The sequence below is a fragment of the Luteimonas sp. MC1572 genome, from assembly GCF_016615815.1.
Classification (GTDB): domain Bacteria; phylum Pseudomonadota; class Gammaproteobacteria; order Xanthomonadales; family Xanthomonadaceae; genus Luteimonas.
In genome coordinates, this window is sequence record NZ_CP067112.1 from 405,262 (window position 1) to 432,147 (window position 26,886).

Genomic DNA, 26,886 nt, shown 5'->3' on the forward strand with positions numbered 1-26,886 from the left:
GGTCCCTGACTTCAGGCACGTTTGCCGCCGGCAGGCAATGCCATACTTGCCAGTTCAAGAATCCCCCGTGCCCAAGGACGTCCCATGCGCCGCATCGCCCTGATCCCGGTTCTTCTCGCGGCATTGGTGGCGTGCGGAGGGGAGGAGCAGCAGCAGGCACCGCCACCGCCCGAACTGGGCGTGGTGACCGTGCAGCCGCAGGACCTGCCGTTGCGCAAGGAGCTGGTCGGCCGCCTGGCCGCGTTCCGCAGCGCCGACGTGCGCGCCCGCGTCCCCGGCGTGGTGCAGCGGCGCGTGTACGAGGAAGGCAGCGACGTGGCGGAAGGCGACGTGCTGTTCGTCATCGACCCGGCGCCGCTGCGCGCGGCCGCCGGCGAGGCGCAGGCCGCGCTGGCCCAGGCCCGTGCCAGCCAGGCCAACGCCCGCGCCACCGCCGAGCGCGCGCGCCGGCTGGCACCGGAGAAGTTCATCTCGCAGTCCGACCTCGACAACGCGCAGGCCGCCGAGCGCAGCGCGAATGCCGCGGTGCAGGCGGCGCAGTCGGCGGTGGAGAGCGCCAACATCAATCTCGGCTATGCCACCGTGCGCGCGCCGATCTCCGGCCGCGCCGGCAAGCAGCAGGTCACCGAGGGCGCACTGGTCGGGCAGGGTGCCGCGACCCTGCTGACCACCATCGACCAGGTCGACCCGCTGTACGTCAACTTCACCATGGGCGTGTCGGAGCTCGACGAGGTCCGCCGCATGCAGCTCGACCGCAGCGGCCCGGTGTCGGTGCAGGTGCTGCTGGCCGACGGCGTGGTGTACGACCATCCCGGCACGCTCGACTTCTCCGGCGACGTGGTGGATCCGCAGACCGGCGCGGTGTCGCTGCGCGCCACGCTGCCCAATCCCGAGCGCCGGCTGCTGCCGGGGGCGTACGTGACCCTGGTGGCGACGCTCGGCGTGCAGCAGGGCGTGTTCGCCGTGCCGCAGGCGGCGGTACAGCGCGACGCCGCCGGCGGCTACGTGCTGGTGGTGGGCGCCGACGACACGGTGGTGCGCAAGGACGTGGTGACCGACCGCGCCGATGCGGGTCGCTGGATCATCAGCAGCGGCCTGGCCGCGGGTGACCGCGTGGTGGTGTCCGGCCTGCAGCGTGCGATCCCCGGCAAGCCGGCCAAGGCCGCGCCGTGGCAGCCCGCCGCCGCGCCGGGTGCGGCGCCCGCTGCGGCACCGGGAACGGCACCCGCCGCCGCGCCCGCCGATGCCGCCGCGCCCGCAGATGATCCTGATGCCACGGATGCGGCGGAGCCGGCCGCTGCGGCCCCCGCGGCCGACGAAGGCTGACCTCCGATGCCCCGTTTCTTCATCGACCATCCGGTCTTCGCCTGGGTCATCTCCATCCTGATCTCGCTGTCCGGCGTGATCGCGCTGCTGAACATGGGTGTCGAGTCGTACCCGAACGTGGCGCCGCCGCAGGTCACGGTCTCGGCCAGCTATCCCGGTGCCGATGCGCAGACCACCGAGCGCGCGGTCACCCAGGTGATCGAGCAGCAGCTGACCGGCATCGACAACCTGCTGTATTTCAGCTCCAGCTCGAGTTCGTCCGGCCGCGCCAGCGTCACGCTGACCTTCCAGACCGGCACCGACGCCGACATCGCCCAGGTGCAGGTGCAGAACAAGGTGTCGCTGGCCACGCCGCGACTGCCCACCGAAGTCACCCAGCAGGGCGTCGTGGTGGCCAAGGCCAACGCCGGCTTCCTGATGGTGGTGGGCCTGCGCTCGCAGACCCCGTCGATCGACCGCAATGCGCTCAACGACCTGATCGGCTCGCGCGTGCTCGAGCAGATCGCGCGCGTGCCCGGCGTCGGCAGCACCCAGCAGTTCGGCTCCGAGTACGCCATGAACATTTGGCTCAACCCGGACAAGCTGCAGGGCTACGGGCTGTCGGCCACCCAGGTGCTGGCCGCGGTGCGCGGCCAGAACGTGCAGTTCGCGGCCGGCTCCATCGGCTCCGACCCCGCGCCCAAGGGGCAGGGCTTCACCGCGACGGTGTCGGCCGAAGGCCGCTTCAGTTCGCCCGCGCAGTTCGGCGACATCATCCTGCGCGCCGATGACGAGGGCAGCACGGTGCGCCTGAAGGACGTGGCGCGGATCGAGGTCGGCGCGGCCGGCTTCGGCTTCGACACCCGCTTCAACGGCCAGCCGACCGGCGCGTTCGCGATCCAGCTGCTGCCCGGCGCCAACGCGCTGACCGTGGCCGAAGCCGTGACCGCGCGCATGGACCAGCTGGCGCCCAGCTTCCCGCAGGGCGTGGAATGGTTCAGCCCGTTCGACAGCACCACCTTCGTCACCATCTCCATCCAGGAAGTGGTGAAGAGCCTCATGGAGGCGATGGTGCTGGTGTTCCTGGTGATGCTGATCTTCCTGCAGAACCTGCGCGCGACCATCATCCCGACGCTGGTGATCCCGGTGGCGCTGCTGGGCACGTTCCTCGGCCTGAGCCTGATCGGCTTCACCATCAACCAGCTGACGCTGTTCGCGATGGTGCTGGCGATCGGCATCGTGGTGGACGACGCGATCGTGGTGATCGAGAACGTCGAACGCATCATGGCCGAGGAGCACCTGCCGCCGCGCGAGGCGACCATCAAGGCCATGGACCAGATCACCGGCGCGGTGGTCGCGATCACCGTGGTGCTGGCGGCGGTGTTCATCCCCAGCGCGCTGCAGGGCGGCGCGTCCGGCGAGATCTACAAGCAGTTCGCGATCACCATCGCGGTGGCGATGGGCTTCTCGGCGTTCCTCGCGCTCGGCTTCACGCCGGCGCTGTGCGCGAGCTTCCTCAAGCAGCATGACGCGGATGCGCCCAAGCGCCAGAACGTCGTGTACCGCACCTTCAACAAGTACTACGAGCGCATCAGTGGCACCTATGTGCGCCACATCGGCGGCGCGGTGCGCCATGCGCCGCGCTGGATGATCGTGTTCGTGGCGTTGACCGTGCTCTGCGGCCTGCTGTTCACGCGCCTGCCGGGCAGCTTCCTCCCCGAGGAAGACCAGGGCTACGCGCTGGCGATCGTGCAGCTGCCGCCCGGTTCCACCCTGCAGCGAACGCAGGCGGTGTTCGAAGAGGTGCGCTCCACGCTCGAGCAGGTCGACGGCTACCAGTCGATGATGCAGGTCGCCGGTTTCAGCTTCGTCGGCCAGGGCGAGAACGTCGGCATGGCCTTCATCAAGCTCAAGGACTGGAGCGACCGCGACGGCACCGTGCAGGACTTCATCCAGGCCGCCAACAAGGCGCTGTACGGCGTGCGCGACGCCGGCATCTTCGTGGTCAACCTGCCCACGGTGCAGGGGCTGGGGCAGTTCGGCGGCTTCGACATGTACCTGCAGGACCGCGCCGGCATGGGGCGCGAGGCCCTCACCCAGGCGCGCAACCAGCTGCTCGGTGCGGCCGCGCAGAACCCGGCGCTGGTCGGCGTGCGCCCCAACACGCTCGAGGACGCGCCGCAGCTGAAGCTCAAGGTCGACCGCGTGCAGGCGCAGGCGATGGGCCTGTCGGTGAACGACATCTACGGCGCGATCCAGCTGATGCTGGCGCCGGTGTACGTCAACGACTTCTTCTCCGAAGGCCGCATCAAGCGCGTCAACATGCGCGCCGATGCCGAGTACCGCAAGGATCCCGCGTCGCTCGCGCGCTTCTACACGCCCGGCCCGGCCGCCGCGGACGGCACGCGCACCATGATCCCGCTGTCCAACGTGGTGGACGCCAACTGGGGCACCAACACGCCGTCGCTGACCCGCTACAACGGCTACTCGGCGGTGAACATCGTCGGCTCGCAGGCCCCCGGGCACAGCTCCGGCGAGGCGATGGCGACGATGGAAGGCATCGTCGACAACGAGTTGCCCGCCGGCTTCGGCTACGACTGGGCGGGCATGTCCTACCAGGAGATTATCGCCGGCAACACCGCGACCCTGCTGCTGGTGCTGTCGGTCGTGGTGGTGTTCCTGTGCCTTGCGGCGCTGTACGAGAGCTGGTCGATCCCGGTGGCGGTGCTGCTGGTGGTGCCGCTCGGCATCCTCGGCGCGGTGGTGTTCACCATGCTGCGCCCGGGCCTGTCGAACGACATCTTCTTCAAGATCGGCATGGTGACGGTGATCGGGCTGGCGGCGAAAAACGCGATCCTGATCGTGGAGTTCGCCGTGATGGAACGCGCCCACGGCAAGACCCTGCGCGAGGCGGTGGTCGAGGCCGCGCGGCTGCGCTTCCGCCCGATCCTGATGACGTCGTTCGCGTTCATCATGGGCGTGACGCCGCTGGCGCTGTCGAGCGGCGCCGGCGCCAATGCGCGCCATGCGCTGGGCACAGGCGTCATCGGCGGCATGTTGTTCGCGACGTTCCTCGGGCTGCTGCTGATCCCGGTGTTCTTCGTCAGCGTGCGCCGCGTGCTGGGCGACAAGATGGACGAGCCGCTGCCGGGGCTCGGGAAAGGACAGCAGCAGCAATAAACCGCCGCGCAGCGAAGACTGCAGGCGATGACCCGGCAGTGTGCGCTGCCGGGTTGCGGCTTCAGCCGGTGGCGCGCGCCTCGCGCAGCACCCTGGCGAACAGCGTGAGGAACTGTTCCGCCGCCTTCGACGGCGGGCGGTCCTCGAGGTGCACGGACTGGACCTTGAAGCGCAGCGATGGCGCGAACGGTCGGAAGCCGGTGCTTGCGTCGCCGCTGGCGCGCGCGGTGAATTCGTCGACCACCGCCATGCCGGCGCCACAGCGCGTCAACGCGGCGGCGATATAGAACGACTGGTTGGAGACCACTTCGCGCACGTTGACGTCGAGCCGGCGCAGTTCGCGATTGAACAGCTCGCCGAGCGGGCCGCCGATGGTCAGGCCCACCATGTCGCGGCCTTCAAGCAGCTGCATCGGCACGCTGTCGCCGACGTCGGGCAGGCTGGCCTTGTCGAACAGCAGCATCAGCTCGGCGGTGTCGATGTCGCGACGCTTCATGCGCGGGTGCATGGGCGGGTCGTAGGCGATCGCGATGTCGCAGCGGCGCTCGTAGAGCGCCTCGAACAGCTCGTCGTGGTGCAGCGCCTGCACGTCGAAGAGCACGTCGGGGTGCGTCTTGCGGAAGCGCGTGATCGCCAGGGGCGCGAGATGCAGCCCGAGCGAGGGCACCACCGCAAGGCGGATGCGTCCAGCGGACACATCCTTCAGGTTGCCAACCGCCTTCTGCAGCGACGTCAGGCGCTGGAAGACCTCCGACGCTTCGACGAACAGCGCATGCGCCTGGTCGGTGGCCACCAGCCGGCCGCGCACCAGGCGGAACAGCTCCAGGCCCAGCTGTTGCTGGGTGTGGTTCAGCACCTTGCTGACCGAAGGCTGCGAGACGTGCAGGAGCCTGGCCGCGGCGCTGATCGAGCCGGTCGTATAGACGGCGTGGAACACCTCGATCTGGCGGAAACGCATGGTCCGATCCCGTTGGGCGATCGTCATGATGGCCGATCGCGTGCGGCGATGCCCGGGCCATAGCCGCGGGTTATGCGTGCATGGCGCGTTTTCCGTAGCGCCGCCCGCGGGCAGCACCGAACATGGCCACGACCCGACGCAAGCGAGCACCCGCAGGACCACACCATGCCGACCCCGACACCCGACGCATCACCTGACACCGCCGGCTGGCCGCCGCCGTACCTGCTGTACCTGGGCAACGCCCCGGACGAACTTTCGGGCAAGACCGCGCGTGGCCTCGTGCAGTTCCGCCCGCAATGGTGCGTGGGCCAGTTCCGCGGACCCGACTGCAAGGCCACCATCGACCTGCCGGTGATGGGTTTCGATGAAGCCCGCGCCGCCGGCGCCAACACCATGATCATCGGCGTGGCCAACGCAGGCGGCAGCCTCGATCCGGCTGCGGTCGAGCATGTCGTGGCGGCGCTCGATGCCGGCATGAACGTCGCATCCGGGCTGCATGACAAGCTGGCCTCGTATCCGCAGATCGTCGAGGCCGCACTTCGCAATGGCCGCCACCTGTTCGACGCACGCACGCCGCCCCCGAACCCGGTCGGCAACGGCCGCAAGCGCGCCGGCCGGCGACTGCTGACGGTCGGCACGGACTGCTCCAGCGGCAAGATGTACACCACGCTGGTGCTGGAGGCCGAAATGCGCGCGCGCGACATCGCCGCCGACTTCCGCGCCACCGGCCAGACCGGCATCTTCGTGTCCGGCCGTGGCATCCCGATCGACGCGGTGGTCGCGGACTTCATCTCCGGCGGCATCGAGTGGCTGTCGCCCGGGCGCGACGACAACGGCTGGGACCTGATCGAAGGCCAGGGTTCGTTGTTCCATCCTTCGTTCGCCGGGGTCTCGCTGGGCCTGCTGCACGGCGCACAGCCCGACGCGCTGGTGCTGTGCGACGAACCCGGGCGCCCGCACATGCGCGGCCTGCCGCATTTCCCGATGCCGTCCCTGCGCGACACGCTCGAAGCCAACCTCGCCCATGCCCGCCTCACCAACCCCGCGGTGCTTGCAGTTGGCGTGGCGCTGAACACGGCCAGGCTCGACCCCGACGAAGCCACGCGCATCTGCCGGCACGTCGAGGACGCGCTCGGGCTTCCGGCAGAGGACCCCGTGCGCCATGGTGTCGGCCGGATCATCGACAGGCTGCAGGCATGCTTCCCGGACTGACGCTCGAACCCGCCGTCCATCCGCTTTCCGCTCCATTCCGCATCTCGCGCGGGGTGCGCACGTCCACCGAGGTCGTCGTTGCCACCGCCAGCGACGGCCATCACGTGGGCCGCGGCGAATCGCTGCCGTATGCACGCTACGACGAGACCGTGGAATCGGTGACCGCGCAGGCCGCATCGTTGCGCACTGCGATCGCCGCGGGCATGGACCGCCGCAGGCTGTGCGAGCTCCTCGGTCCGGGTGCGGCGCGGAATGCGCTGGACTGCGCGCTCTGGGACCTCGAGGCGCGGCGGAGCGGGATGTCGGTGGCGGCGATGCTCGGCCAGCCCGACGCGCTGCCGGCGCTGTGCAGCGCGCAGACCGTCAGCCTGGACACCCCGGCCAACATGGCGCGCGCGGCGGCCGGGTTGCGCCACCTGGACCTGGTCAAGGTCAAGGTCGACGCCAACGATCCCGCCGCGCTGGTGCGCGCGGTCCGTGGCGAACTGCCCGCGGCGCGGCTGATCGTGGACCCCAACGAGAGCTGGGATATCGAACTGCTGCGCGCGATGCAGCCGGTGCTCGCCGAAGCCAGGGTCGACCTGGTCGAACAACCGCTGCCGGCCGCCGCGGATGATGCACTGCAGGGTTTCGCATCGGTCTCGCGGCTGTGCGCGGACGAGAGCTGCCACGTCGCCGCGGATCTTCCGCGCCTGCGCGGCCGCTACCAGGTCGTCAACATCAAGCTCGACAAGACCGGTGGGCTCAGCGCGGCGCTCGACCTGCTGCAGGCCGCGCAGACCGCGGACTTCGGCATCATGGTCGGCTGCATGATCAGTTCCTCGCTGGCGATCGCGCCGGCCTGGCATGTCGCACGCCACGCGGAGTTCGTCGACCTCGACGGGCCGCTGTGGCTGCGCGAGGATCATGCCGGAGGGGTGGCGATGCGCGACGGCATGCTGCAGCCGGCATCGCCGCAGCTGTGGGGTGGCGGATGTCCGCTTGCTGCCCGCCGACCCGCGGGAACGCACTGACCAGGAGCCACCATGCTGCAGCTCGATGCCGTCCAGACCCTGGCCTTCGCCGGGCTCGCACTGTTCCTCGGCTACGCGCTGTGCAGGGCCATTCCGGTGCTCGGGCGCTACAACCTGCCGCCGCCGGTGATCGGCGGCCTGGTGTTCGCCATCGCCGCCTGGATCGCGCACGGCCGCGGCGAGGCGCTGTTCGTACTCGACACCGGGCTGCAGGCGCCGCTGATGATCGCGTTCTTCACCACGGTCGGCGTCAATGCCAGCCTGCGCCTGCTCAGGATCAGCGGCCGGCAGGTGGTGGTGTTCCTGCTGCTGGCGTCGCTGTTCGCGGTCGCGCAGAACCTGCTGGGCATGGCGGTGGCGGTCGGCTTCGACCTGGATCCGCTGTTCGGCGTGCTGGCCGGATCGACCACGCTGACCGGCGGCCCCGCCACGGGCCTGGCATTCGCGCCGCTGTTCGAAGAGGCCGGCGTGCAGGGTGCCGAATCCATTGCGGTGGCGTCGGCCATGGGCGGGATCGTGCTCGGCGGCCTGGCCGGCGGGCCGGTGATCACCGTGCTCATCCGCCGCTTCGGCCTGGTCTCCAGTCGCCCCGAGGACCATGCGGCACCGGTTGATGAAGCCAGCGGCGCAGCGCAGACCGAGGCCCAGCGCGAGTTCGGCGCGCTGAAGAGCATCGTGGTGATCCTGGTGGCGATGTGGCTCGGCGCATGGGTGAGCGGCTGGATCTCGGCCACCGGCATCACCTTGCCCGCCTACGTCGGCGCGATGCTGGTCGGCGCCCTGATCCGCAACTTCGACGACGCGACCGGGTGGATCGGCCTGTCGGTGCCGACCACCGACCTCATCGGCAACGTCTCGCTGTCGCTGTTCCTCGCGGTGGCGCTGATGAACCTCAAGCTGTGGGAGCTGGCGGGCCTGGCGTTGCCACTGCTGGTGAACCTGGGGCTGCAGCTGGCGATGGTGGTCGCGTTCTGCAGCGTGGTGTTCCGGGTGATGGGCCGTGACTACGACGCGGCGGTGATGGGTGGCGGCTTCATCGGCTTCATGCTCGGCACCACCGCGAATGCCATGGCGGTGATGCGCACCCTGGTGGAGCGCTACGGCGCCGCGCCACGCGCGTTCCTCGTCGCGCCGCTGGTCGGCGCGTTCTTCATCGATTTCAGCAACGCGCTGATCATCACCACCTTCATCAACTTCTTCGACTGAGTGCCGCGGCTTCGTGCTGCGCATGCCGTCCTACGACAATGGCTACGGGCCGATCCAGGAGCTTTTCGATGATCGAGGCAGTGCGGTCGCGACGCCTCGCCGGGTTCGCGGCGATGCTGGTACTGGTGGCGGGTACGGCGCACCCGCGCGAGGCGGGCGTCGCCGCCGCCGAGCGGCCGCGCGCGCGTGATGCGGGGGTGGTGATCGGGCTGCTGCCGACGGGCCCCCGCAACGCCATCGTCGACGTCGCCGGCGTGGCCGTGGGACATGCCACGGTCATCGAGGGAACCGGAGTCCGCACCGGCGTCAGCGCAATCCTGCCGCACGGCGGCGACCTGTACCGGGACCGCGTACCGGCCGCGATCGTGGTGGGCAATGGCTACGGCAAACTGGTGGGCGCCACCCAGGTCGAGGAGCTGGGTGAGCTGGAAACACCGATCCTGTTGACCGGAACGCTGGGCGTCTGGCGCGCGGCGGACGCACTGGTCGACTGGCAACTCGCGCAGCCGGGCATGCAGGAGGTGCGTTCGTTGAACCCTGTCGTGGGCGAAACCAACGACGGCTTCCTCAACGACATCCGCTTGCGCGCGCTGCGCCCCGCACACGTGCACGCCGCACTCGACGCCGCTTCCACGGACAACGTCGACGAAGGCGCGGTCGGTGCCGGAACCGGGACCATCGCCTTCGGCTGGAAGGGCGGCATCGGCACCAGTTCGCGCAAGCTCCCGCAGGCAGCGGGCGGCTATACCGTCGGCGTCCTGGTGCAGAGCAACTTCGGCGGTCGCCTGACCATCGCGGGCGTTGCGCTGGATTCGCTGCGGCCGGGCGCGTCCCCCGCGCCGGAGGCGCGCGATGCACCGCCCGCCACCGGCGACGGCAGCATCATGATCGTGGTCGCCACCGATGCGCCGCTCGACGCCCGCCTGCTGCGGCGGCTCGCGACGCGCGCGCTGCTCGGCGTCGGTCGCACCGGGTCGTCGATGAGCAACGGCTCCGGGGACTACGTGATCGCGTTCTCGACCGCGCACGAGGTGCGCAGGGAGCAGGGTGCGGAACGGCATCGCCTGCTGGTGCTGGACAACGGCATGATGACCCCGCTGTTCGACGCCGTGGCCGAGGCAACCGAAGAGGCCATCGTCAATTCACTGTTCCGCGCGGACACGATGCGCGGCCATCGCGGTACGGTGCCGGCGCTCCCGCTGGAGCGCGCGCTGCCCCTGTTGCGCGGGCATTAAAAAACCCGGCAGCGTGGGGCTGCCGGGTCCATGTGCGGGCGCCGTGCGGGGAGAGAGTCGCGCGGTGCCCCGGCCCCGTTGCCGGGGCCGTTGCCTGCTTACTTGCGGGTCTTGCCCGCGGCGGCCTTCGCGGCGCCTTCGACGGTTTCCTGCGCCTTGGCGGCGGCGGCCTCGACCTGGCCCTTGGCCAGCTGGGCGATCGCCTCGTTGGTGGCGACGGTCTGGCCGAACACTTCCTGGCTGGCGCTGACCGAGCGCTCGATGCTCTCGCGGGCAATCTGCGCGCCCTTCGGCCAGGCGGCCTTCAGGCCGTCGGCGTCACGCACTTCGGCCAGCTCGCCCCAGAAGGAGAACGCGGCGGTGGCGTTCTGCTCGAAGGTGGCCAGCTGCAGGCCGAACGCCTTCTGCGCGTTCTCGAGGGCCAGGCGGCTGATCTGCGAGGTGCTGTCGGCGAACTGGCGGGCGGCGGTGCTGAACTGCTCGTTGATGTTCTGGTACATGGCGGGTTCCTGCTGATGTCCGGCAGGGATTGCCGGTTTGTGCAGTGCACCATAATGCAGCCGATGTTGCGTTGCAACATGGATCCGACGAACGGCAGGGATCCGTTCAGTTCGTAGCCGGATCAACCACTTGCGGGCCACGGTAGCGGCAGCCGGAGGTGCAGGTCTCGTGCACGACGACCTCGCTCAGCAGCGGCAGCGCCGGCTTGAGCCGGTCCCAGATCCACGCGGCGAGGCGTTCGCTGGTGGGGTTTTCCAGCCCGGGGATGTCGTTGAGGTAGTAGTGGTCGAGCTGCGCGTGGATCGGCTTGAAGGCCGCCTTGATGTCGGCGAAATCCATGATCCAGCCGGTCTCGTCGCCGGGCTCGCCGCTGACGCAGAGTTCGATGCGGAACGAGTGCCCGTGCAGGCGCGCGCACTGGTGGCCTTCGGGCACGTTGGGAAGCCGGTGCGCGGCTTCGATGGTGAAGACCTTGAAGATGTCCATGGCGCCGATTCTACCCGGGCACCCGCACCGCGCCGTCCATCAGCACGCGCGCGCTGCGGCTCATGACCGCCTTGGTCACCGTCCAGCGGCCGTCCGCCTGGCGCGCCTCGGCGCCGACGCGCAGCGTGCCGGAGGGGTGGCCGAAGCGCACCGCCTCGCGCGTGCCTCCACCGGCGGCCAGGTTCACCAGCGTGCCGGGAATCGCCGCCGCGGTGCCGATGGCGACCGCGCAGGTGCCCATCATCGCGTGGTGCAGCTTGCCCATCGACAGCGCGCGCACGTTGAGGTCGATGTCGCGCGCGGCGATGGCCTTGCCGCTGGAGGCGACGTAGTCCGCCGGCGGCGCCACGAAGGCCACCTTGGGCGTGTGCTGGCGCGTGGCCGCGCCGGCGATGTCGTCGATCAGGCCCATGCGCACTGCGGCGTGCGCGCGGATGGCCTCGAACATGGCCAGCGCCTTTGCGTCGCCGTTGATCGTGTCCTGCAGCTCGGTGCCGGCATAGCCGATGTCGGCCGCGTTGACGAACACCGTCGGGATGCCGACATTGATCATCGTGGCTCTCAACGTGCCCACGCCCGGCACGTCGAGATCGTCGACCAGGTTGCCGGTGGGGAACATTGCGCCGGCCTCGCCGTCATCCGACGGGTCGATGAACTCGAGCACGATTTCCGCGGCCGGGAAGGTCACGCCATCGAGCTCGAAGTCGCCGGTTTCCTGCACCTCGCCGTTGGCGACCGGCACGTGCACCACGATGGTCTTGCCGATGTTGGCCTGCCACACGCGCACCGCGAACGTGCCGTTGTCCGGCAGGCGTGCCGGGTCGATGAAACCGTTGGCGATCGCGAACGGGCCGACGGCGGTGCTGAGGTTGCCGCAGTTGCCGGACCAGTCGACGAACGCGCTGTCGATCGACACCTGGCCGTAGAGGTAGTCGACGTCGTGGCCCGGCTGCGTGGCCGGGCCGATGATCACGCACTTGCTGGTGGACGAGGTCGCGCCGCCCATGCCGTCGGTGTGCTTGCCGTAGGGATCGGGCGAGCCGATCACGCGCAGCAGCAGCGCATCGCGCGCGGCGCCGGGCACGCGCGCGGCTTCGGGCAGGTCTTCGAGGCGGAAGAACACGCCCTTGGAGGTGCCGCCGCGCATGTAGGTGGCGGGGATGCGGAGCTGTGGCTTCGGGGCCATGGGTGCGGGCTCGGTGCAACGGACAGGGCGTCATTGTCCCATGGCGCCGGCGCCACCTGACCGGCCGAAGCGGGTGCTCAGGCGCCGTCCGGGATCTCCGGCTCGACCAGCTGCGCCAGCATGGCAAGCGATTCCTGCCAGCCCAGGTAGCAGAAATCGAGGGGAATCGCGTCGGGGATGCCGGCCTGCACGATCCGCAGCGCGGTGCCGGCCATGCCCTGTTCGAACTCCACCACCACCTGCATCTCGCCCGGCAGATCCGGGTTATCGAAGCGGTCGTTGTAGGCGATGCGCCGGTTCTCGACCAGCTCGGTGTAGGCGCCGCCGAACGATTCGACCTTGCCGGTGCCGAAGTTGGTGAACGACATCCGGTAGCCGCCGCCGACGCGCGCATCCATCTCGTGGACCTTGCCGGTGAAGCCGTGCGGCGGCAGCCACTTCGCCAGGGCGTCCGGGTCGAGGAAGGCGCGATAGACGCGCTCCGGCGGTGCGCGCAGGACGCGGTGCAGGGTGACGGTACCTGGCATGGGGGCTCTCTCCGCTGACGGATGGAGCCCGCGTGGTACCCCGAGCCGCGTTACGCGGCGGTCGAGGCCATGAAATCCTGCGCGAAGCGCTGCAGCACGCCGCCCGCCTCGTACACCGACGCTTCCTCGTCGGAGTCGATGCGGCAGGTCACCGGCACCTCGAGCACCTCGCCGCCGCGGCGGTGGATGACCAGGGTGAGCGTCGCGCCCGGCGTCGGTGCGCCGCTGACGTCAAACGTCTCGCTGCCGTCGATCGCCAGCGTGTTGCGGTCGGTGCCCGGCAGGAACTGCAGCGGCAGCACGCCCATGCCGACGAGGTTGGTGCGGTGGATGCGTTCGAAGCCTTCGGCGACGATCACCTCCACGCCGGCGAGGCGCACGCCCTTTGCCGCCCAGTCGCGGCTCGAGCCCTGGCCGTAGTCGGCGCCGGCGATGATGATCAGTGGCTGCTTCCGCTGCATGTAGGTTTCGATCGCCTCCCACATGCGCGTGATTTCGCCTTCGGGCTCGATGCGCGCCAATGATCCCTGGCGCACGCTGCCGTCTTCGTTGCGCACCATCTCGTTGAGGAGCTTGGGGTTGGCGAACGTCGCGCGCTGCGCGGTGAGGTGGTCGCCGCGGTGGGTGGCGTAGGAATTGAAGTCCTCTTCCGGCAGGCCCATCTTCGCCAGGTATTCGCCGGCGGCGCTGGAGGCCATGATCGCGTTCGATGGCGACAGGTGGTCGGTGGTGATGTTGTCGCCGAGCACCGCGAGCGGACGCATGCCGGTCATCGCACGCGCGCCGGCCAGCGCGCCCTCCCAGTACGGCGGGCGGCGGATGTAGGTGCTCATCGGGCGCCAGTCGTAGAGCGGATCGACGCGCGTGCCGTCGTCCACCACCAGGCGGAACATCGGCTCGTACACGCGGCGGAACTGCTCCGGCTTGACGCTGGCCTTGACCACCGCGTCGATTTCCTCGTCGCTGGGCCAGATGTCCTTCAGCGTCACCGGCGTGCCGTCGGCATCCACGCCGAGCACGTCCTTTTCGATGTCGAAGCGGATGGTTCCGGCGATGGCGTACGCGATGACCAGCGGCGGCGAGGCGAGGAACGCCTGCTTGGCATACGGATGGATGCGGCCGTCGAAGTTGCGGTTGCCCGACAGCACCGCCACCGCGTACAGATCGCGGTCGATGACTTCCTGCTGGATCACCGGGTCCAGCGCGCCGGACATGCCGTTGCAGGTGGTGCAGGCGAAGCCGACGATGCCGAAGCCGAGCTGCTCCAGTTCGGTGAGCAGGTTCGCCTCTTCCAGGTACAGCTGCACCGCGCGCGAGCCCGGCGCCAGCGAGCTCTTCACCCACGGCTTGCGCACCAGCCCGCGCGCGTTGGCGTTGCGCGCCAGCAGCGCCGCGGCGATCACGTTGCGCGGGTTGGACGTGTTGGTGCAGCTGGTGATGGCGGCGATGATCACCGCGCCATCGGGCAGCAGGCCTTCGGCTTCCTGCGCGTGCGCGCCGGCGAGGTTGCCGGCGATGCCGCGCTCGGCCAGGTCGCTCACCGGAAGCCTGCGGTGCGGATTCGACGGGCCGGCCATGTTGCGCACGACCGTCGACAGGTCGAAGTGCAGGGTGCGCTCGTATTGCGCATTGGCGAGGTCCGACGCCCACAGCCCGGCGGCCTTGGCATAGGTCTCCACCAGCGCCACCTGCGCGTCCTCGCGGCCGGTGAGGCGCAGGTAGTCGAGCGTGTTGTCGTCGATGAAGAACATCGCCGCGGTGGCGCCGTACTCGGGCGCCATGTTGGAGATCGTGGCGCGGTCGCCGATGGTCAGAGCCGCGGCGCCCTCGCCGCGGAACTCCAGGTACGCGCCCACGACCTTCTGCTGGCGCAGGAACTCGGTCAGCGCCAGTACCACGTCGGTGGCGGTGATGCCCGGCGCAGGCTTGCCCGCCAGCTCCACGCCGATGATCTCCGGCGTGCGCATCCACGACGCGCGGCCCAGCATCACGTTCTCCGCTTCCAGCCCGCCCACGCCCACCGCGATCACGCCGAGCGCGTCGACGTGCGGCGTGTGGCTGTCGGTGCCGACGCAGGTGTCGGGGAACGCCACGCCGTCCTGCACGTACACGACAGGCGACATCTTCTCCAGGTTGATCTGATGCATGATCCCGTTGCCCGGCGGGATCACGTCGACGTTCCTGAACGCCTTCTTCGTCCAGTCGATGAAGTGGAAGCGGTCGGCGTTGCGCCGGTCCTCGATCTCGCGGTTGCGGGTGAACGCGTCCGGATCGAACCCACCGCATTCGACCGCCAGCGAGTGGTCGACGATCAGCTGCACCGGCACCACCGGGTTGACCTGCGCGGGGTCGCCGCCGGCGTCGGCGATGGCGTCGCGCAGGCCGGCCAGGTCGACCAGCGCGGTCTGGCCGAGGATGTCGTGGCAGACCACGCGCGCGGGGAACCATGGGAAGTCGAGGTCGCGGCGGTGCTCGACCAGCTGGCGCAGGAAGTCGCCGACCCGCCCGGGCTCGGCGCGGCGCACGATGTTCTCGGCATGCACGCGCGCGGTGTAGGACAGCCGCTCCCAGGCGCCGGGCTGCATGGCCTCGACCGCCTCGCGGGCGTCGAACCAGTCGAGCTTGGTGCCGGGGAGGGGCTTGCGGTGCTGGTTGTTCATGGCGTGCTGGGGGCTCTGACTGGCGTTGGCGTGGATGCCCATTCTACCGCGCACCCCCCGGGGCCTCCGGGCCGTCGAAGCGCTACAGTCGGCGGCAACGGACCCGGGGACAACACGATGGAAGAGGCTGTGCGGCCGCGCGTTGCGCGCTGGTATTTCGATTTCATCTCGCCGTTCGCCTACCTGCAGTGGCAGGCGGTGAAGCGCATGGACGGCGTCACCATCGACTGCCGGCCGATCCTGTTCGCCGGGCTGCTGCGGCACCACGGCCACAAGGGGCCGGCGGAAATCGCGCCAAAGCGCACGTTCACCTACCGCCACGTGCAGTGGCGCGCGGACCGCGCCGGCGTGCCGCTGACCTTTCCGCCGGCACACCCGTTCAATCCGCTGCCCGTGCTGCGCCTGTGCGTGGCGGCCGGCGCGACGCACGCGGCGGTCGACGCGATCTTCGACCACGTCTGGCGCGAAGGCCGCGCGGGCGACGACGCCGCAGCGCTGACGGGGCTGGCAACAAGGCTCGGCATCGCCGATCCGGAGGCAGCCATGGCCGACGACACGGTCAAGAAGGCGCTGCGCGCGAATTTCGACGCCGCCATCGCCGACGGCGTGTTCGGCGTGCCGAGCCTGGTCGTGGACGGCGAGGTGTTCTGGGGCGAGGACGCCACGGCGATGTTCCAGGCGTACCTGGCCGACCCGCACCTGTTCGACACCCCTGCGATGCGGCGGCTGGAGGCGCTGCCGGTGGGCGTGGAGCGGTAGAGCGACCGGCCCCGGGCGGCCGCCGCCGGCGATTCACGCGATAATGCCGCCATGACCCGCAAAGCCGACCGCATCCACGCCGCCCTGCAAGCGCTCTCGCCCACGCATCTCGAAGTGCTGGATGAAAGCCATATGCACAGCCGGGGCCTGGAAACGCACTACAAGGCCGTGGTGATCAGCGATGCATTTGCCGGCAAGACCGCCGTCCGCCGCCACCAGGCGGTCTATGCGGTGTTGGGCGGGCTGATGGGCGAGATCCATGCACTTGCGCTGCATACCTGGACGCCCGAAGAGTGGGCGGGGCGTGGCGCGGCGCCGGATTCACCCGCATGCCTGGGCGGGAGCAAGCACGACAAGGCGTGACCTCTGCGCCGGCGCCCGCCGGCTGAACATCTCCTTTGCACAGGAATACCGATGACCGGAACGACCCCGCGGCGGACATGGATGCTTGCCGTTGCGGCCGTGGTGGTCGGGCTCCTGCTCCTCTGGGGGCTGGCGCGGTGGCGCGGTCCGGTGCTGCCCGGTTACGAGGTCGTTGCCGGACCGCTGGTGCAGAGCGTCGTCGCCACCGGGCGGATCGCGGCGCCTTCGCGCGTGCAGGTCGGTGCGGAAATCGCCGGCCTGGTGCTCGAGCGCCGCGTGACCGACGGCGATCGCGTCGCCCCCGGTGACGTGCTGGTGGTGCTGCGCGCGCGTGACCTCGAGGCGCGACGCGACGAAGCCCGCGCGGCGCTCGACACCCTGCGCCAGGCTGACCGGCCCGACGCCGAGGCGCGCCTGCGCGAGGCGCGCGCCGGACTCGCCCAGGCCGAGCGTGAACTCGTGCGCCGCCGCGAACTCGGAGAGCGCCAGCTGGTGGCGCGCGAGAGCGTGGAGCAGGCCGGGCAGGCGGCGATCGCCGCGCGGGCCGCGGTGGATCAGGCGCGCGTGGCCGTCACGGCGCTGAGCGGCGGCGCGCGCGAGGCGCAGGCGCGCGAGCGACTGGGCGCCGCCGAGGCCGAGCTGGCGCGTGCGGTGATCCGCGCCACCGTGCCGGGCATCGTGCTGACGCGCGGTGTCGAACCCGGCGACACCGTGAATCCGGGCGACGTGCTGCTCGAGATCGCGCGCGATGCGCCGGGCGAGATCCTGCTGCCGCTGGATGAAAAGAACCTCGCGCGCCTGGCGCTGGGCCAGCCCGCCACCTGCATCGCCGATGCGTTTCCCGACCGTCCGTTCGCGGCCACGGTGTACCACGTGGCGCCCGGCATCGACCCTTCGCGCGGCACGGTGGACGTGCGCCTGCGCATCGACCCGGCCGCGGACTTCGTGCGCCAGGACATGACCGTGACCGCCACCATCCTGACCGGCCGTCGCGAGGATGCGCTGGCCGTGCCCAACGACGCGCTGCTCGATGCAGGCTCCGGATCGGACGGTGCCACCGTGCTGCTGGTGCGCGACGGCCGCGTGCAGCGCACGCCGGTGCGCATCGGCCTGCGTGGCCTGGCGATGAGCGAAGTGCGCGAAGGCCTGCGCGCCGGCGACCGCGTGCTGGCGGCGGGCGCGCTGGACCTCGCGGACCTGCCCGATGACGGCAGCCGCGCGCGCGTGGCCGGCCAGCCGCCGCCGGACAGCGGACATGCCACGCGCGGCGAGCTGCCGGTGAAGTTCGACTGAGCGATGTGGATCGAATCCACCATCGCCGTCCGCTTCATGCGCCAGGGACGGGCGCAGACGCTGCTGATCCTGTTCGGCATCGCGGTGGGCGTGGCGGTGATCGTGTTCGTGACCGCGCTGATCGCCGGGCTGCAGGACAACATCGTCGCGCGCACGCTGGGCACGCAGGCGCACATCCGCGTCGAGGCGCCGCGCGAGGCCAACCACATCGCGCCGGCGCCGGCCGGCACGCTGCAGCTGGTGCTGGAGGATCCGCGCCCGCAGGCGCTGCGGCCGATCGACAACTGGCTCGACGTGCGTGACGTGCTCGACGGCCTGGCCGGCGTGGCGGCGGTCTCGCCGGTGGTGTCGGGCCCTGCGTTCGGGCGCCGCGGCGAGGCGGTGGAATCGGTGGCGCTGGTGGGCATCGACCTGGCGCGCTACCTGCGCGTGATCCCGCTCGACGACAACATGGTGGAGGGGCGCCTGGACGTGGGTTCGGGCAACGCGGTGGTCGGCCGCCAGCTCGCGGAAGACCTCGGCCTGCGTCTCGGCGGCAAGCTGCGACTCGATGCCGGCGCCGGGCGCGAGGCGATCGTCAACGTCGCGGGCATCTTCGAGCTCGGCGTGCGCGAACTCGACGCGCGCTATGTCTACCTCGACCTCAAGCAGGCGCAGTCGCTGCTGGCGCTGCCGGGTGGCGTGACGGTGATCGACGTGACCGTCGACGACCTGTTCGGCGCCGACCGGGTGGCGGCGCGCGTGCGCGGCCTCACCGGGCTGCAGGCGGAGAGCTGGATGGAGTCCAACGCGCAGCTGATGAACGCGCTCAGCTCGCAAAGCCTCTCCACGCGCATGATCAGTTTCTTCGTGGCGATGTCGGTGGCGCTGGGCATCGCCAGCGTGCTCGCGGTGAGCGTGGCGCAGCGCACGCGCGAGATCGGCATCCTGCGCGCGATGGGCACGCGCCGGCGGCAGATGCTGCTCGTGTTCCTGGTGCAGGGCGCGGTGCTCGGGCTGATTGGCTCGGCGCTCGGCGCGCTGGCCGGCTGGGGCATGGTGGCCGCGTTCAACACCTTTGGTCCGAGGCTTTTCATCATCCCGATGCCGGCCGCGCTGGTGCCGGCGGCGATGGCGCTGGCCACCATCGCCGGCGTGGGCGCGGCGCTGGTGCCCGCCTCGCGCGCCTCGCGGCTGGATCCGGTGGAGGCCATCCGCCATGCCTGAAGCAGGCGAGGTGCTGCGGCTGCAGGGGCTGCGCAAGTCGTACAACATCGGCCGGCCAAACGAGGTCGAGGTGCTGCACGGCATCGACCTGCAGCTGGACCGCGCCGACTTCGCCGCGCTGGTCGGTCCGTCCGGTTCCGGCAAGAGCACGCTGCTCAATCTCATCGGGCTGCTCGACACGCCGACCGCGGGCGAGCTCTACCTGCGCGGCGCCGCCACGCGCGAGATGGACGATGAAGCGCGCACCGCGTTGCGTGGCCGGCACATCGGCTTCGTATTCCAGTTCCACCACCTGATCGGCGCCTTCACCGCGCTCGACAACGTCCTGATGCCGTGGATGGTGGCGCACGGCAAACCCGACCGCGAAACGGTCGACAGTGCCCGCGGCCTGCTGGCCGACGTCGGCCTGGAGAAATTCGCCGACCGCCATCCCGACCAGCTGTCCGGCGGGCAGCAGCAGCGCGTGGCGATCGCCCGCGCGCTTGTGACACGCCCGGCGCTGCTGCTCGCGGACGAACCGACCGGAAACCTCGACACGAAGACCGCCGCCGAAGTGTTCGAACTGCTGCGCCGCTTCAACGCGCAGTACGGCTGCGCGGTGCTGGTAGTGACCCATGATCCGCGGCTTTCGGAGAGCTGCGACCGCACGGTCACGCTGGTCGACGGGCGCATCGTCTCCGACGCGCGCCGGGAGGCCGCGGGGCGGGTCCCGGGTCCGGCCTGATCCCCTTTCGATGCCGCGTGTGCGGCGTCCATGGCGGGTGTACGCTCGGCGCACAACCAGGATGGAGGGTAGGCATGAACTCCCTGACGGCCGCGCTGGATCCGGTCTACGCGCACATCGCGCCCGGACTCCTGGACATCTACAAGGACCTGCACCGGAATCCCGAGCTGTCGATGCAGGAGCATCGCACCGCAGGCATCGCCGCCGACTACATCGAGGCGCTCGGTTACGACGTCACGCGCGGCGTGGGCGTCACCGGCGTGGTCGGCGTGCTGCGCAACGGCGAAGGCCCCACGGTGATGCTGCGCGCCGACATGGACGCGCTGCCGATGGCCGAGGACACCGGCCTGCCGTATGCAAGCACGGTGACCGCGACCGACGCCGAGGGCCGCAGCGTGGGCGTGGCGCATTCCTGCGGCCACGACCTGCACGTGGCCTGGATGCTCGGCGCCGCGCGCGTGCTGGCGGAGCATCGCGATGCCTGGCAGGGGACCGTGTTGATCGTGTTCCAGCCGGGCGAGGAAACCGCCGAGGGCGCCAACGCGATGATCGCGGACTGGGATGGTGCCGGGCTGCCGCGCGCGGACGTGGTGCTCGGCCAGCATGTGATGGTGGGCGCGGCGGGCACGGTGAGCTACCGCGCAGGGGTGATCCTGTCCGCGGGCGACAGCCTGAAAGTGCAGCTTTTCGGGCGCGGATCGCATGGCTCGCAGCCGCAGACATCGATCGATCCGGTGGTGATGGCCGCCGCCACCGTGATGCGCCTGCAGACCATCGTCTCGCGCGAGATCGGGCCGCAGGAAAGCGCGGTGCTGACCATCGGCTCGCTGCAGGCCGGCACCAAGGAAAACATCATCCCGGACGACGCCACCATCAAGCTCAACATGCGCACCTACGACGAGGGCGTGCGCGAGCACATGCTGCAGGCGGTCAAGCGCATCTGCTGCGCCGAATGCGACGCCTCCAACGCGCCGCGCCCGCCCGAGTTCACCACCCTCAGCAGCTACCCGCTCACCGACAACGACCGCGAGGCGACGGCGCGCATCGTCGACGCGTTCCGCGCGCAGTTCGGTGACGCCGTGCATGAGAGCAAGCGCATGGCCGCCAGCGAGGACTTCAGCGTGTTCGGCCGCACCTGGGGCGTGCCCTACGTGTTCTGGTTCGTCGGCGGCACCGATCCCGATGTCCATGCAAAGGCGAAGGCGGAAGGCACGCTCAACAGGATTCCGAGCAATCACTCGCCACGCTTCGCGCCGGTGCTCGACCCCACACTGAAGACGGGGCTGCAGGCGATGCTCAGCGCGGCATCGGCGTGGTTGTGTCCTTCATCCACCAGCACGAAGGGAGATGCCGCATGAGCGCCGTCATGGGAAATGTCCACATCCCGGAGACCGGGTTCCGCGGCAACGACCGCCTGCTGTTCGGCATGATCCTGGGGGTGGTGACCTTCTGGCTGTTCGCACAGTCCACGCTCAACATCGCGCCGGACATGCAGCGCGACCTCGCGATCTCCGCGGGCACCATGAACAACGCGGTGGCGATGGCCGCGCTGTTCTCCGGCATCCTGATCGTGGTGATGGGCGGCCTGGCCGACCGCCTCGGCCGCATGCGGATCCTGCGCATCGGCTTCGTGCTCAGCATCGTCGGCTCACTGATGGTCGGGCTGGCGCCGACCGGGGCGCTGAGCGCGCCGATGCTGCTGGTCGGGCGCGCGGTGCAGGGCATGTCGGCGGCCTGCATCATGCCGGCGAGCCTCGCCCTGGTGAAGGCGTACTGGGATGGTGCCGAGCGCCAGCGCGCGGTGAGCATGTGGTCGATCGGCTCCTGGGGCGGCGCCGGCCTGGGCTCGCTGTTCGGCGGCCTGATGGCGCAGACGCTGGGCTGGCGCTGGATCTTCTTTTTCTCCGTGGCCGTCGCCCTGCTGGGGCTGTGGCTGGTGCGCGGCACGCCGGAGAGCAAGGCCGGCGGCGGTGGCGCGTACCGCTTCGACTTCGCCGGCATCCTCGCCTTCAGCGTGGCGATGGTGGCGCTGCAGGTGGTGGTGACCCAGGGCAGCACCCTGGGCTGGGGCAGCCCGCTGGTGCTGGGCCTGGCGGCCGCCACGATCATCGCGGGCATCGCGTTCTTCCGGATCGAGTCGGGCAACGAGCACGGGTTCGTCGACTTCCGCCTGTTCGGCAACCGCGTCTACACCGGCGCGACGATCTCCAACTTCCTGATCAACGCCACGGTGGGCATGCAGCTGGTGTCGCTGCAGCTGGTGCAGATGGGCGGCGGCATGAGCGCGCAGCAGGCGGGCATGCTGACCCTTGGCTACGCCATCGCGATCATCGGCTTCATCCGCGTGGGTGAGAAGCTGCTGCAGCGGTTCGGTCCGCGCAAGCCGATGGTCTGGGGCTGCCTGATCACCGGCGTCGCGATCGCCTGCCTGATGCCCACGCAGATCATGCTCGACCAGTACCGGGTCGTCGCCATCGTCGGCTACACGCTGTTCGGCCTGGGGCTGGCGTTCTACGCCACGCCGTCGACCGACGCTGCGCTGTCGAGCCTGCCCATGGACCAGTCGGGTTCGGGTTCGGGCATCTACAAGATGGCGTCGTCCCTGGGCGCCGCGCTGGGTGTGGCGATCTCGGGTGCGATCTTCGCCGCGCTGGGCGCAACCGATACCGGCGTCCGCTGGCTGGAGGGCGTCATCACCTTCGCGGGCCGCCAGGACAACCTCGCCATCCGCGAGGCCGCGATGGTGGCGCTGGGCTTCAACCTGCTGATGGTCGCGGTGGCGATCGTCTCGATCCTGCTGACGATTCCGGCGGGCAAGCGCGAGCGGTGAGCGGAATGCAAAAGGCCCCGCGGTGGCGGGGCCTTGCATTGGTGGCTATGGGTGGACTCGAACCACCGACCCCAGCATTATGAGTGCTGTGCTCTAACCAGCTGAGCTACATAGCCATTCGGCACGCGCACGGGGCGCGGCGAGCCGGGAATTGTCCATGGCCGGCGGTCCGCCGTCAAATCTTCCGGCGCTGCGCTTGTCCCTCCGGGCCACCCGTGGCAGAGTCGGTCGCAGTGACGCAGGATTGCGTCGACCCCTTCAGGAGTCCGCATCGTGATCGATCCGGACGGTTATCGGCCCAATGTCGGCATCATCCTGATGCACCCCGACGGGCGCGTGTTCTGGGCGCGGCGGGTGCGCCGTGACGGCTGGCAGTTCCCGCAGGGCGGGATGAACACCGACGAGACGCCCCTCGAGGCCATGTACCGCGAGCTGCGCGAAGAAACCGGGCTGCTGCCCGACCACGTCGACGTGGCCGGCGTGACACCTGGCTGGCTGCGCTACCGCCTGCCGCCGCGCGCGATCCGCCGCAACGACCGCATGGTGTGCATTGGCCAGAAGCAGGTCTGGTACCTGCTGCGTTTCACCGGCAGCGAGGCCGACCTGCGCCTGGACCTGACCGAAAAGCCGGAGTTCGACCACTGGTGCTGGGTCGACTTCTGGTACCCGCTGGAGCACGTGGTCAACTTCAAGCGCGGTGTCTACGAGCGGGCGCTGCAGCACCTGGCGCCGTTCGCGCGGCAGATCGCGGGCGTGCAGGCGGTGCCGAGCGTGAGCCTGGAGGCGACCCGCGGCCGCGGCCGGCAGAGGCCGCAGCGCGGGCGGGTCGTGGGCGCGCGGATGCAGGCGGTGGAAGGCGCGAAGGGCCCCGACGGCGCCTCCCGCTGAACCGGCTGCGCGGCGGCGACCAGCGGTGTTGACAATCATTCTCATGCGCAATGACAATGGGAACCAGTCCCATCTGCCAGTGAGCCCACCGTGTACGTCTGTGTCTGCAATGGCGTGACCGATCACGATATCCGCCAGGCGGCCGCTGCCGGCTGCAGCGGCATGACCGAACTCACCATGCGCACCGGCTGCGGTGCGAGCTGCGGGTCGTGCGTCGACACCGCGGTCGGTCTCCTCGACCAGGAAGCCCGCGCCCGTGATGCCGCGCGTGCATTGCCCATGGCAAACGCCGCCTGATCTTGCTGCCATCCCTGAGCGGGGATGAGCACGATTCGCGTTCCGGCAAGGCGCCGTCGATAGCGATACAGTCCCGGCGACTGATTACTGCCGGAGACATCCCATGCAAGGCGACGCCCAGGTCATCAAATACCTGAACGAGGCGCTCTTCAACGAGCTGACCGCGATCAACCAGTATTTCCTGCACGCCAAGATGCTCAAGAACTGGGGCATCCAGGAGCTCGCCAAGCACGAATACGAGGAATCGATCGACGAGATGAAGCACGCCGATCGCCTGGCGGACCGCATCCTGTTCCTCGAAGGCCTGCCGAACTTCCAGGCGCTGGGCAAGCTGCGCATCGGCGAGAACCCGCGCGAGATCCTCGAATGCGACCTCGCGCTCGAGCTCGACGGCCTGCCGCTGCTGCGCACCGCCATCGAGTACTGCGAAAGCGTCAAGGACTACACCAGCGGCCGCCTGTTCAAGGACATCCTCGATTCCGAGGAAGAGCATGTCGACTGGATCGAAACCCAGCTCGACCTGATCAAGCGCGTCGGCGAGCAGAACTACCTGCAGTCGAAGATGGGCAGCTGAGGCTGCCCGTCGGATTCGACGCCCTTCAGGCCTGCGCCGGTGCCCAGGCCTTGAGCGCGACACGCGCGCGCGCGAACTCGTTGGCCACCAGCGCCACGGCGACGGCCGGACGTTCCAGCGAACGCTCGCGGGCGCCCAGTTCCACGCGCTTGGCCGCTGCCGACAGTGACATTGCGCCGAGATTGGCGCTGGACGACTTAAGTGAGTGGGCGGCGTCGCGCAGGCCGTCGTAGTCGGGGCCGACCGCGGCGTTTTCCATCGCGGTGACCAGCCGCGGCGTGTCGTCCAGGAACACCTCGATGAGGTGCTCGACTTCGCTGCCCAGCATGGCGCGCAGTTCCTCCAGGATCTCGTTGTCGATCACGGGCGGCTGGGGCGTGGCGTGCGGGATGGGCGGCAGCACGGGCACCTCGGCCGCCGGCGGTGCCGACAGAGGTTGCGACGCGAATGACGCTGGCGCCGCAACGGGCGCTTCAGGCGCTGCCTGCGCCTCGTCGCCTGACGGAATCGCCGCTGCGACCGGCGCCGGCCCGATCGCTTCGCCGCTGACCGGATCCACTTCGTAGAACGCCATCTGCGGCGCCGCCGCAGCCGCCTGTTCCGGCGACCACCAGCGGTGCAGCGCGCGTTCCAGTTCGCTGCGCGTGACCGGCTTGGCCAGGTAGTCGTCCATGCCGGCGTCCAGGCACTTCTGCCGGTCGCCGGCCATGGCGTTGGCGGTCATGGCGATGATCGGCACGCGGCGCCCGTCGTTGATGGCTTCCTCGCCTTCGCGCCAGCGGCGGGTTGCGGTGTAGCCGTCCATCACCGGCATCTGGCAGTCCATCAGCACGATGTCGTAGCGCGACGCCGACATGCGCATCAGCGCGGCCTCGCCGTTGCTGGCGGTGTCGCAGGTGATGCCGAGCACGGCGAGCAGGCGCTGGCCGACCATCAGGTTGACGGGGTTGTCCTCGACCAGCAGGACGCGTGCCGCGCGCACCGGCAACGAAGGGGTTTGCAGGGTGGCGCGAGTGTCCATGGCGGGCTCTCTGGCGATGTCCGATGTCTGCGTGACCGTGCTGCCGATGAGGGCGGCGCGGAGATCGGCATCGGGGGCCTGCCGGCTGAGGAGGGTGACGCTGCGCTGCAGTTCGTCCGGCACGGCGTCGTCGCCGTACAGGCACACCAGCTTGAGGTCGCCGTAGACCGCCTGGCGTCCGAGATTGCGGTACAGGGCGACCGCGGTGCTGCGCATGCCGGCGAGGTCGGCCAGCACCAGCGAATACGCCCACGGCGCACCCTGCGTGGCGGCGGTGCGCAGCCGGTCCAGCGCTTCCTGGGTGGTCTCCACCGAGCTCACGCGCAGGCCCCAGTTGGGCAGCAGCATGGACAGGCGCAGGCGCAGGCGCGGGTCGGCGCTGAGCAGCAGCAGGCGGCCGCCGGAAGACGTGTCCTCGGCCAGCGACGGCATGTCGCCCTGCGCCTTGAGCAGCGGGATCTCGAACCAGAACGTGGCGCCCTGGCCGGTCTCGGACTCGACGCCGATGCGGCCGCCCATCAGGTCGACGATGCGCTTGGAGATCGCCAGCCCCAGGCCCGTACCGCCATACAGGCGCGTGGTGGATGCGTCGGCCTGGTTGAACGCCTGGAACAGCCGCGACTGCGCACCGGGCGCGATGCCGATGCCGGTATCGCGGACCTCGAAACGCAGCTGGTGCTGGGCGGCGCTCTCGCCGATGCGGCGCACGGTGACCGACACCGATCCGCGCTCGGTGAACTTCACCGCGTTGCTGACCAGGTTGCCCAGCACCTGGCGCAGGCGCACCGGGTCGCCACGCACCGCCAGGCGCACCGCCGGCTCGATGTGCAGCGTCATGCGCAGCGCCTTGCCGAGCGCCGGGCGCTCCATCAGCTGCATCACGCTTTCCAGCAGCTCGCGCAGGTTGAAGGCGGTGGTTTCGAGGTCGAGCTTGTCGGCCTCGAGCTTGGAGTAGTCGAGGATGTCGTCGACGATGCGCAGCATCTGCTGCGACGAGGTGTACGCGGTGCGCACCAGCTCGCCATGGTCGGACGCGAGCTGCGCGTGCATCAGCAGGTCGAGCATCGGCACGATGCCGTTCAGCGGGGTGCGGATCTCGTGGCTCATGGTGGCTAGGAACTCGCCCTTCGCCATCACCGCCGATTCCGCCGCCTGCTTGGCCTGGCGCAACTGCTGCTCGAGCTGAGTATGGCGTTCGACTTCGGCCTGCAGCTGCGCGAGCAGGGTCTCGTCGCGCCGCGCGCGCTCCTCGACCTCCTCCATCTCATGGTCGCGCCTGCGCAGCACGATGATGATGGCGATCACCGCGAACACCGCCAGCAGCGCCAACACCAGGGCCGCGTGCTGCCACGGGCCGGCCAGGCCCATGAAGTCCAGCGCCAGCGTCAACGCGGCGCCCGCCGCGGCGCCCAGTGCGAGCCAGCGCATCATCAGGGCGGTAGGGCGCGTGCGTTGGATCATG

23 protein-coding genes and 1 tRNA gene are annotated in these 26,886 nt (G+C 69.9%); 16 read left to right on the top strand and 8 right to left on the bottom strand.

The genetic code is table 11. The annotated features are described in order from the left end of the window. The first annotated feature begins 84 nt into the window (after window positions 1–84). Together JGR64_RS01860 and JGR64_RS01865 are read left to right on the top strand one after the other, a co-directional pair. Window positions 85–1,326 (top strand): efflux RND transporter periplasmic adaptor subunit, encoded by a 1,242-nt coding sequence (locus JGR64_RS01860; RefSeq protein ID WP_199374839.1) that lies wholly within the window; start codon window positions 85–87, stop codon window positions 1,324–1,326. A 6-nt stretch (window positions 1,327–1,332) separates the two neighbouring features. Beyond that, window positions 1,333–4,485, top strand: coding sequence for a multidrug efflux RND transporter permease subunit (locus JGR64_RS01865; RefSeq protein ID WP_199374840.1), 3,153 nt, complete (start codon window positions 1,333–1,335; stop codon window positions 4,483–4,485). A gap of 61 nt (window positions 4,486–4,546) precedes the next feature. On the opposite strand, the gene JGR64_RS01870 is transcribed toward JGR64_RS01865, so the two are convergent. Beyond that, entirely contained in the window at window positions 4,547–5,443 is an 897-nt protein-coding gene (locus JGR64_RS01870; RefSeq protein WP_199374841.1) for a LysR family transcriptional regulator, read from the bottom strand. A 165-nt stretch (window positions 5,444–5,608) separates the two neighbouring features. On the opposite strand from JGR64_RS01870, the gene dgcN reads away from it, so the two are divergent. The 4 genes from dgcN to JGR64_RS01890 all read left to right on the top strand — a co-directional run bounded on the left by dgcN (window position 5,609) and on the right by JGR64_RS01890 (window position 10,109). Further along, a complete protein-coding gene (gene dgcN, locus JGR64_RS01875) occupies window positions 5,609–6,655 on the top strand; it encodes an N-acetyltransferase DgcN (protein WP_199374842.1) in 1,047 nt (348 codons plus the stop codon). Continuing rightward, window positions 6,640–7,668, top strand: a complete 1,029-nt coding sequence (dgcA, locus tag JGR64_RS01880; protein ID WP_199374843.1) for an N-acetyl-D-Glu racemase DgcA — start codon at window positions 6,640–6,642, stop codon at window positions 7,666–7,668. The genes dgcN and dgcA overlap by 16 nt, the downstream gene beginning before the upstream one ends. Window positions 7,669–7,680: 12 nt before the next feature. Next, window positions 7,681–8,874 carry a sodium/glutamate symporter gene (gene gltS, locus JGR64_RS01885; RefSeq protein WP_199374844.1) on the top strand — a complete coding sequence of 398 codons (1,194 nt, stop codon included), beginning with the start codon at window positions 7,681–7,683 and terminating at the stop codon, window positions 8,872–8,874. 68 nt (window positions 8,875–8,942) lie between these two features. Continuing rightward, window positions 8,943–10,109, top strand: a complete 1,167-nt coding sequence (locus JGR64_RS01890; protein WP_199374845.1) for a P1 family peptidase — start codon at window positions 8,943–8,945, stop codon at window positions 10,107–10,109. A 98-nt stretch (window positions 10,110–10,207) separates the two neighbouring features. On the opposite strand, the gene JGR64_RS01895 is transcribed toward JGR64_RS01890, so the two are convergent. From JGR64_RS01895 to acnD, 5 genes are all read right to left on the bottom strand, one after another. Continuing rightward, entirely contained in the window at window positions 10,208–10,609 is a 402-nt protein-coding gene (locus JGR64_RS01895; protein ID WP_199374846.1) for a phasin family protein, read from the bottom strand. Between the two features lie 106 nt (window positions 10,610–10,715). After that, window positions 10,716–11,096 (bottom strand): 6-carboxytetrahydropterin synthase QueD, encoded by a 381-nt coding sequence (gene queD / locus JGR64_RS01900; protein ID WP_199374847.1) that lies wholly within the window; start codon window positions 11,094–11,096, stop codon window positions 10,716–10,718. 10 nt (window positions 11,097–11,106) lie between these two features. Continuing rightward, complete coding sequence (gene prpF / locus JGR64_RS01905; protein ID WP_199374848.1) at window positions 11,107–12,282, bottom strand: 2-methylaconitate cis-trans isomerase PrpF; 1,176 nt, start codon at window positions 12,280–12,282, stop codon at window positions 11,107–11,109. Window positions 12,283–12,359: 77 nt separating this feature from the next. Then, the gene (locus JGR64_RS01910; protein WP_199374849.1) at window positions 12,360–12,809 is read right to left on the bottom strand and encodes an SRPBCC family protein; all 450 of its coding nucleotides are present in this window, start codon (window positions 12,807–12,809) and stop codon (window positions 12,360–12,362) included. 50 nt (window positions 12,810–12,859) lie between these two features. Then, window positions 12,860–15,469 (bottom strand): Fe/S-dependent 2-methylisocitrate dehydratase AcnD, encoded by a 2,610-nt coding sequence (gene acnD, locus JGR64_RS01915; protein ID WP_199374850.1) that lies wholly within the window; start codon window positions 15,467–15,469, stop codon window positions 12,860–12,862. A gap of 117 nt (window positions 15,470–15,586) precedes the next feature. Here acnD and JGR64_RS01920 point away from each other — a divergent pair, with 117 nt between their 5' ends. From JGR64_RS01920 to JGR64_RS01950, 7 genes are all read left to right on the top strand, one after another. Next, window positions 15,587–16,228 carry a 2-hydroxychromene-2-carboxylate isomerase gene (locus JGR64_RS01920; RefSeq protein ID WP_199374851.1) on the top strand — a complete coding sequence of 214 codons (642 nt, stop codon included), beginning with the start codon at window positions 15,587–15,589 and terminating at the stop codon, window positions 16,226–16,228. A gap of 51 nt (window positions 16,229–16,279) precedes the next feature. Continuing rightward, the gene (locus JGR64_RS01925; protein WP_199374852.1) at window positions 16,280–16,591 is read left to right on the top strand and encodes a BolA family protein; all 312 of its coding nucleotides are present in this window, start codon (window positions 16,280–16,282) and stop codon (window positions 16,589–16,591) included. Window positions 16,592–16,642: 51 nt separating this feature from the next. Further along, window positions 16,643–17,884: an efflux RND transporter periplasmic adaptor subunit gene (locus JGR64_RS01930; protein ID WP_199374853.1), complete on the top strand. Its 1,242-nt coding sequence runs from the start codon at window positions 16,643–16,645 to the stop codon at window positions 17,882–17,884. Window positions 17,885–17,887: 3 nt separating this feature from the next. Further along, window positions 17,888–19,090: an ABC transporter permease gene (locus JGR64_RS01935; RefSeq protein WP_199374854.1), complete on the top strand. Its 1,203-nt coding sequence runs from the start codon at window positions 17,888–17,890 to the stop codon at window positions 19,088–19,090. Beyond that, window positions 19,083–19,814: an ABC transporter ATP-binding protein gene (locus JGR64_RS01940; RefSeq protein ID WP_199374855.1), complete on the top strand. Its 732-nt coding sequence runs from the start codon at window positions 19,083–19,085 to the stop codon at window positions 19,812–19,814. The genes JGR64_RS01935 and JGR64_RS01940 overlap by 8 nt, the downstream gene beginning before the upstream one ends. Window positions 19,815–19,888: 74 nt before the next feature. Beyond that, complete coding sequence (locus JGR64_RS01945; RefSeq protein WP_199374856.1) at window positions 19,889–21,172, top strand: amidohydrolase; 1,284 nt, start codon at window positions 19,889–19,891, stop codon at window positions 21,170–21,172. Next, a complete protein-coding gene (locus tag JGR64_RS01950; protein WP_233348298.1) occupies window positions 21,169–22,644 on the top strand; it encodes an MFS transporter in 1,476 nt (491 codons plus the stop codon). The genes JGR64_RS01945 and JGR64_RS01950 overlap by 4 nt, the downstream gene beginning before the upstream one ends. Window positions 22,645–22,683: 39 nt before the next feature. On the opposite strand, the gene JGR64_RS01955 is transcribed toward JGR64_RS01950, so the two are convergent. Then, window positions 22,684–22,760 (bottom strand) — tRNA-Met (locus JGR64_RS01955). Window positions 22,761–22,917: 157 nt separating this feature from the next. Here JGR64_RS01955 and JGR64_RS01960 point away from each other — a divergent pair. The 3 genes from JGR64_RS01960 (at window position 22,918) to bfr (ending at window position 24,403) form a co-directional block, all read left to right on the top strand. After that, window positions 22,918–23,532, top strand: coding sequence for an RNA pyrophosphohydrolase (locus JGR64_RS01960; protein ID WP_199374857.1), 615 nt, complete (start codon window positions 22,918–22,920; stop codon window positions 23,530–23,532). 90 nt (window positions 23,533–23,622) lie between these two features. Continuing rightward, a complete protein-coding gene (locus JGR64_RS01965; RefSeq protein WP_199374858.1) occupies window positions 23,623–23,829 on the top strand; it encodes a (2Fe-2S)-binding protein in 207 nt (68 codons plus the stop codon). A gap of 103 nt (window positions 23,830–23,932) precedes the next feature. Beyond that, window positions 23,933–24,403 carry a bacterioferritin gene (gene bfr, locus JGR64_RS01970; RefSeq protein WP_199374859.1) on the top strand — a complete coding sequence of 157 codons (471 nt, stop codon included), beginning with the start codon at window positions 23,933–23,935 and terminating at the stop codon, window positions 24,401–24,403. Between the two features lie 25 nt (window positions 24,404–24,428). Here bfr and JGR64_RS01975 read toward each other — a convergent pair whose 3' ends face one another. After that, complete coding sequence (locus JGR64_RS01975) at window positions 24,429–26,885, bottom strand: hybrid sensor histidine kinase/response regulator (protein ID WP_199374860.1); 2,457 nt, start codon at window positions 26,883–26,885, stop codon at window positions 24,429–24,431. Window position 26,886: the final 1 nt, after the last annotated feature.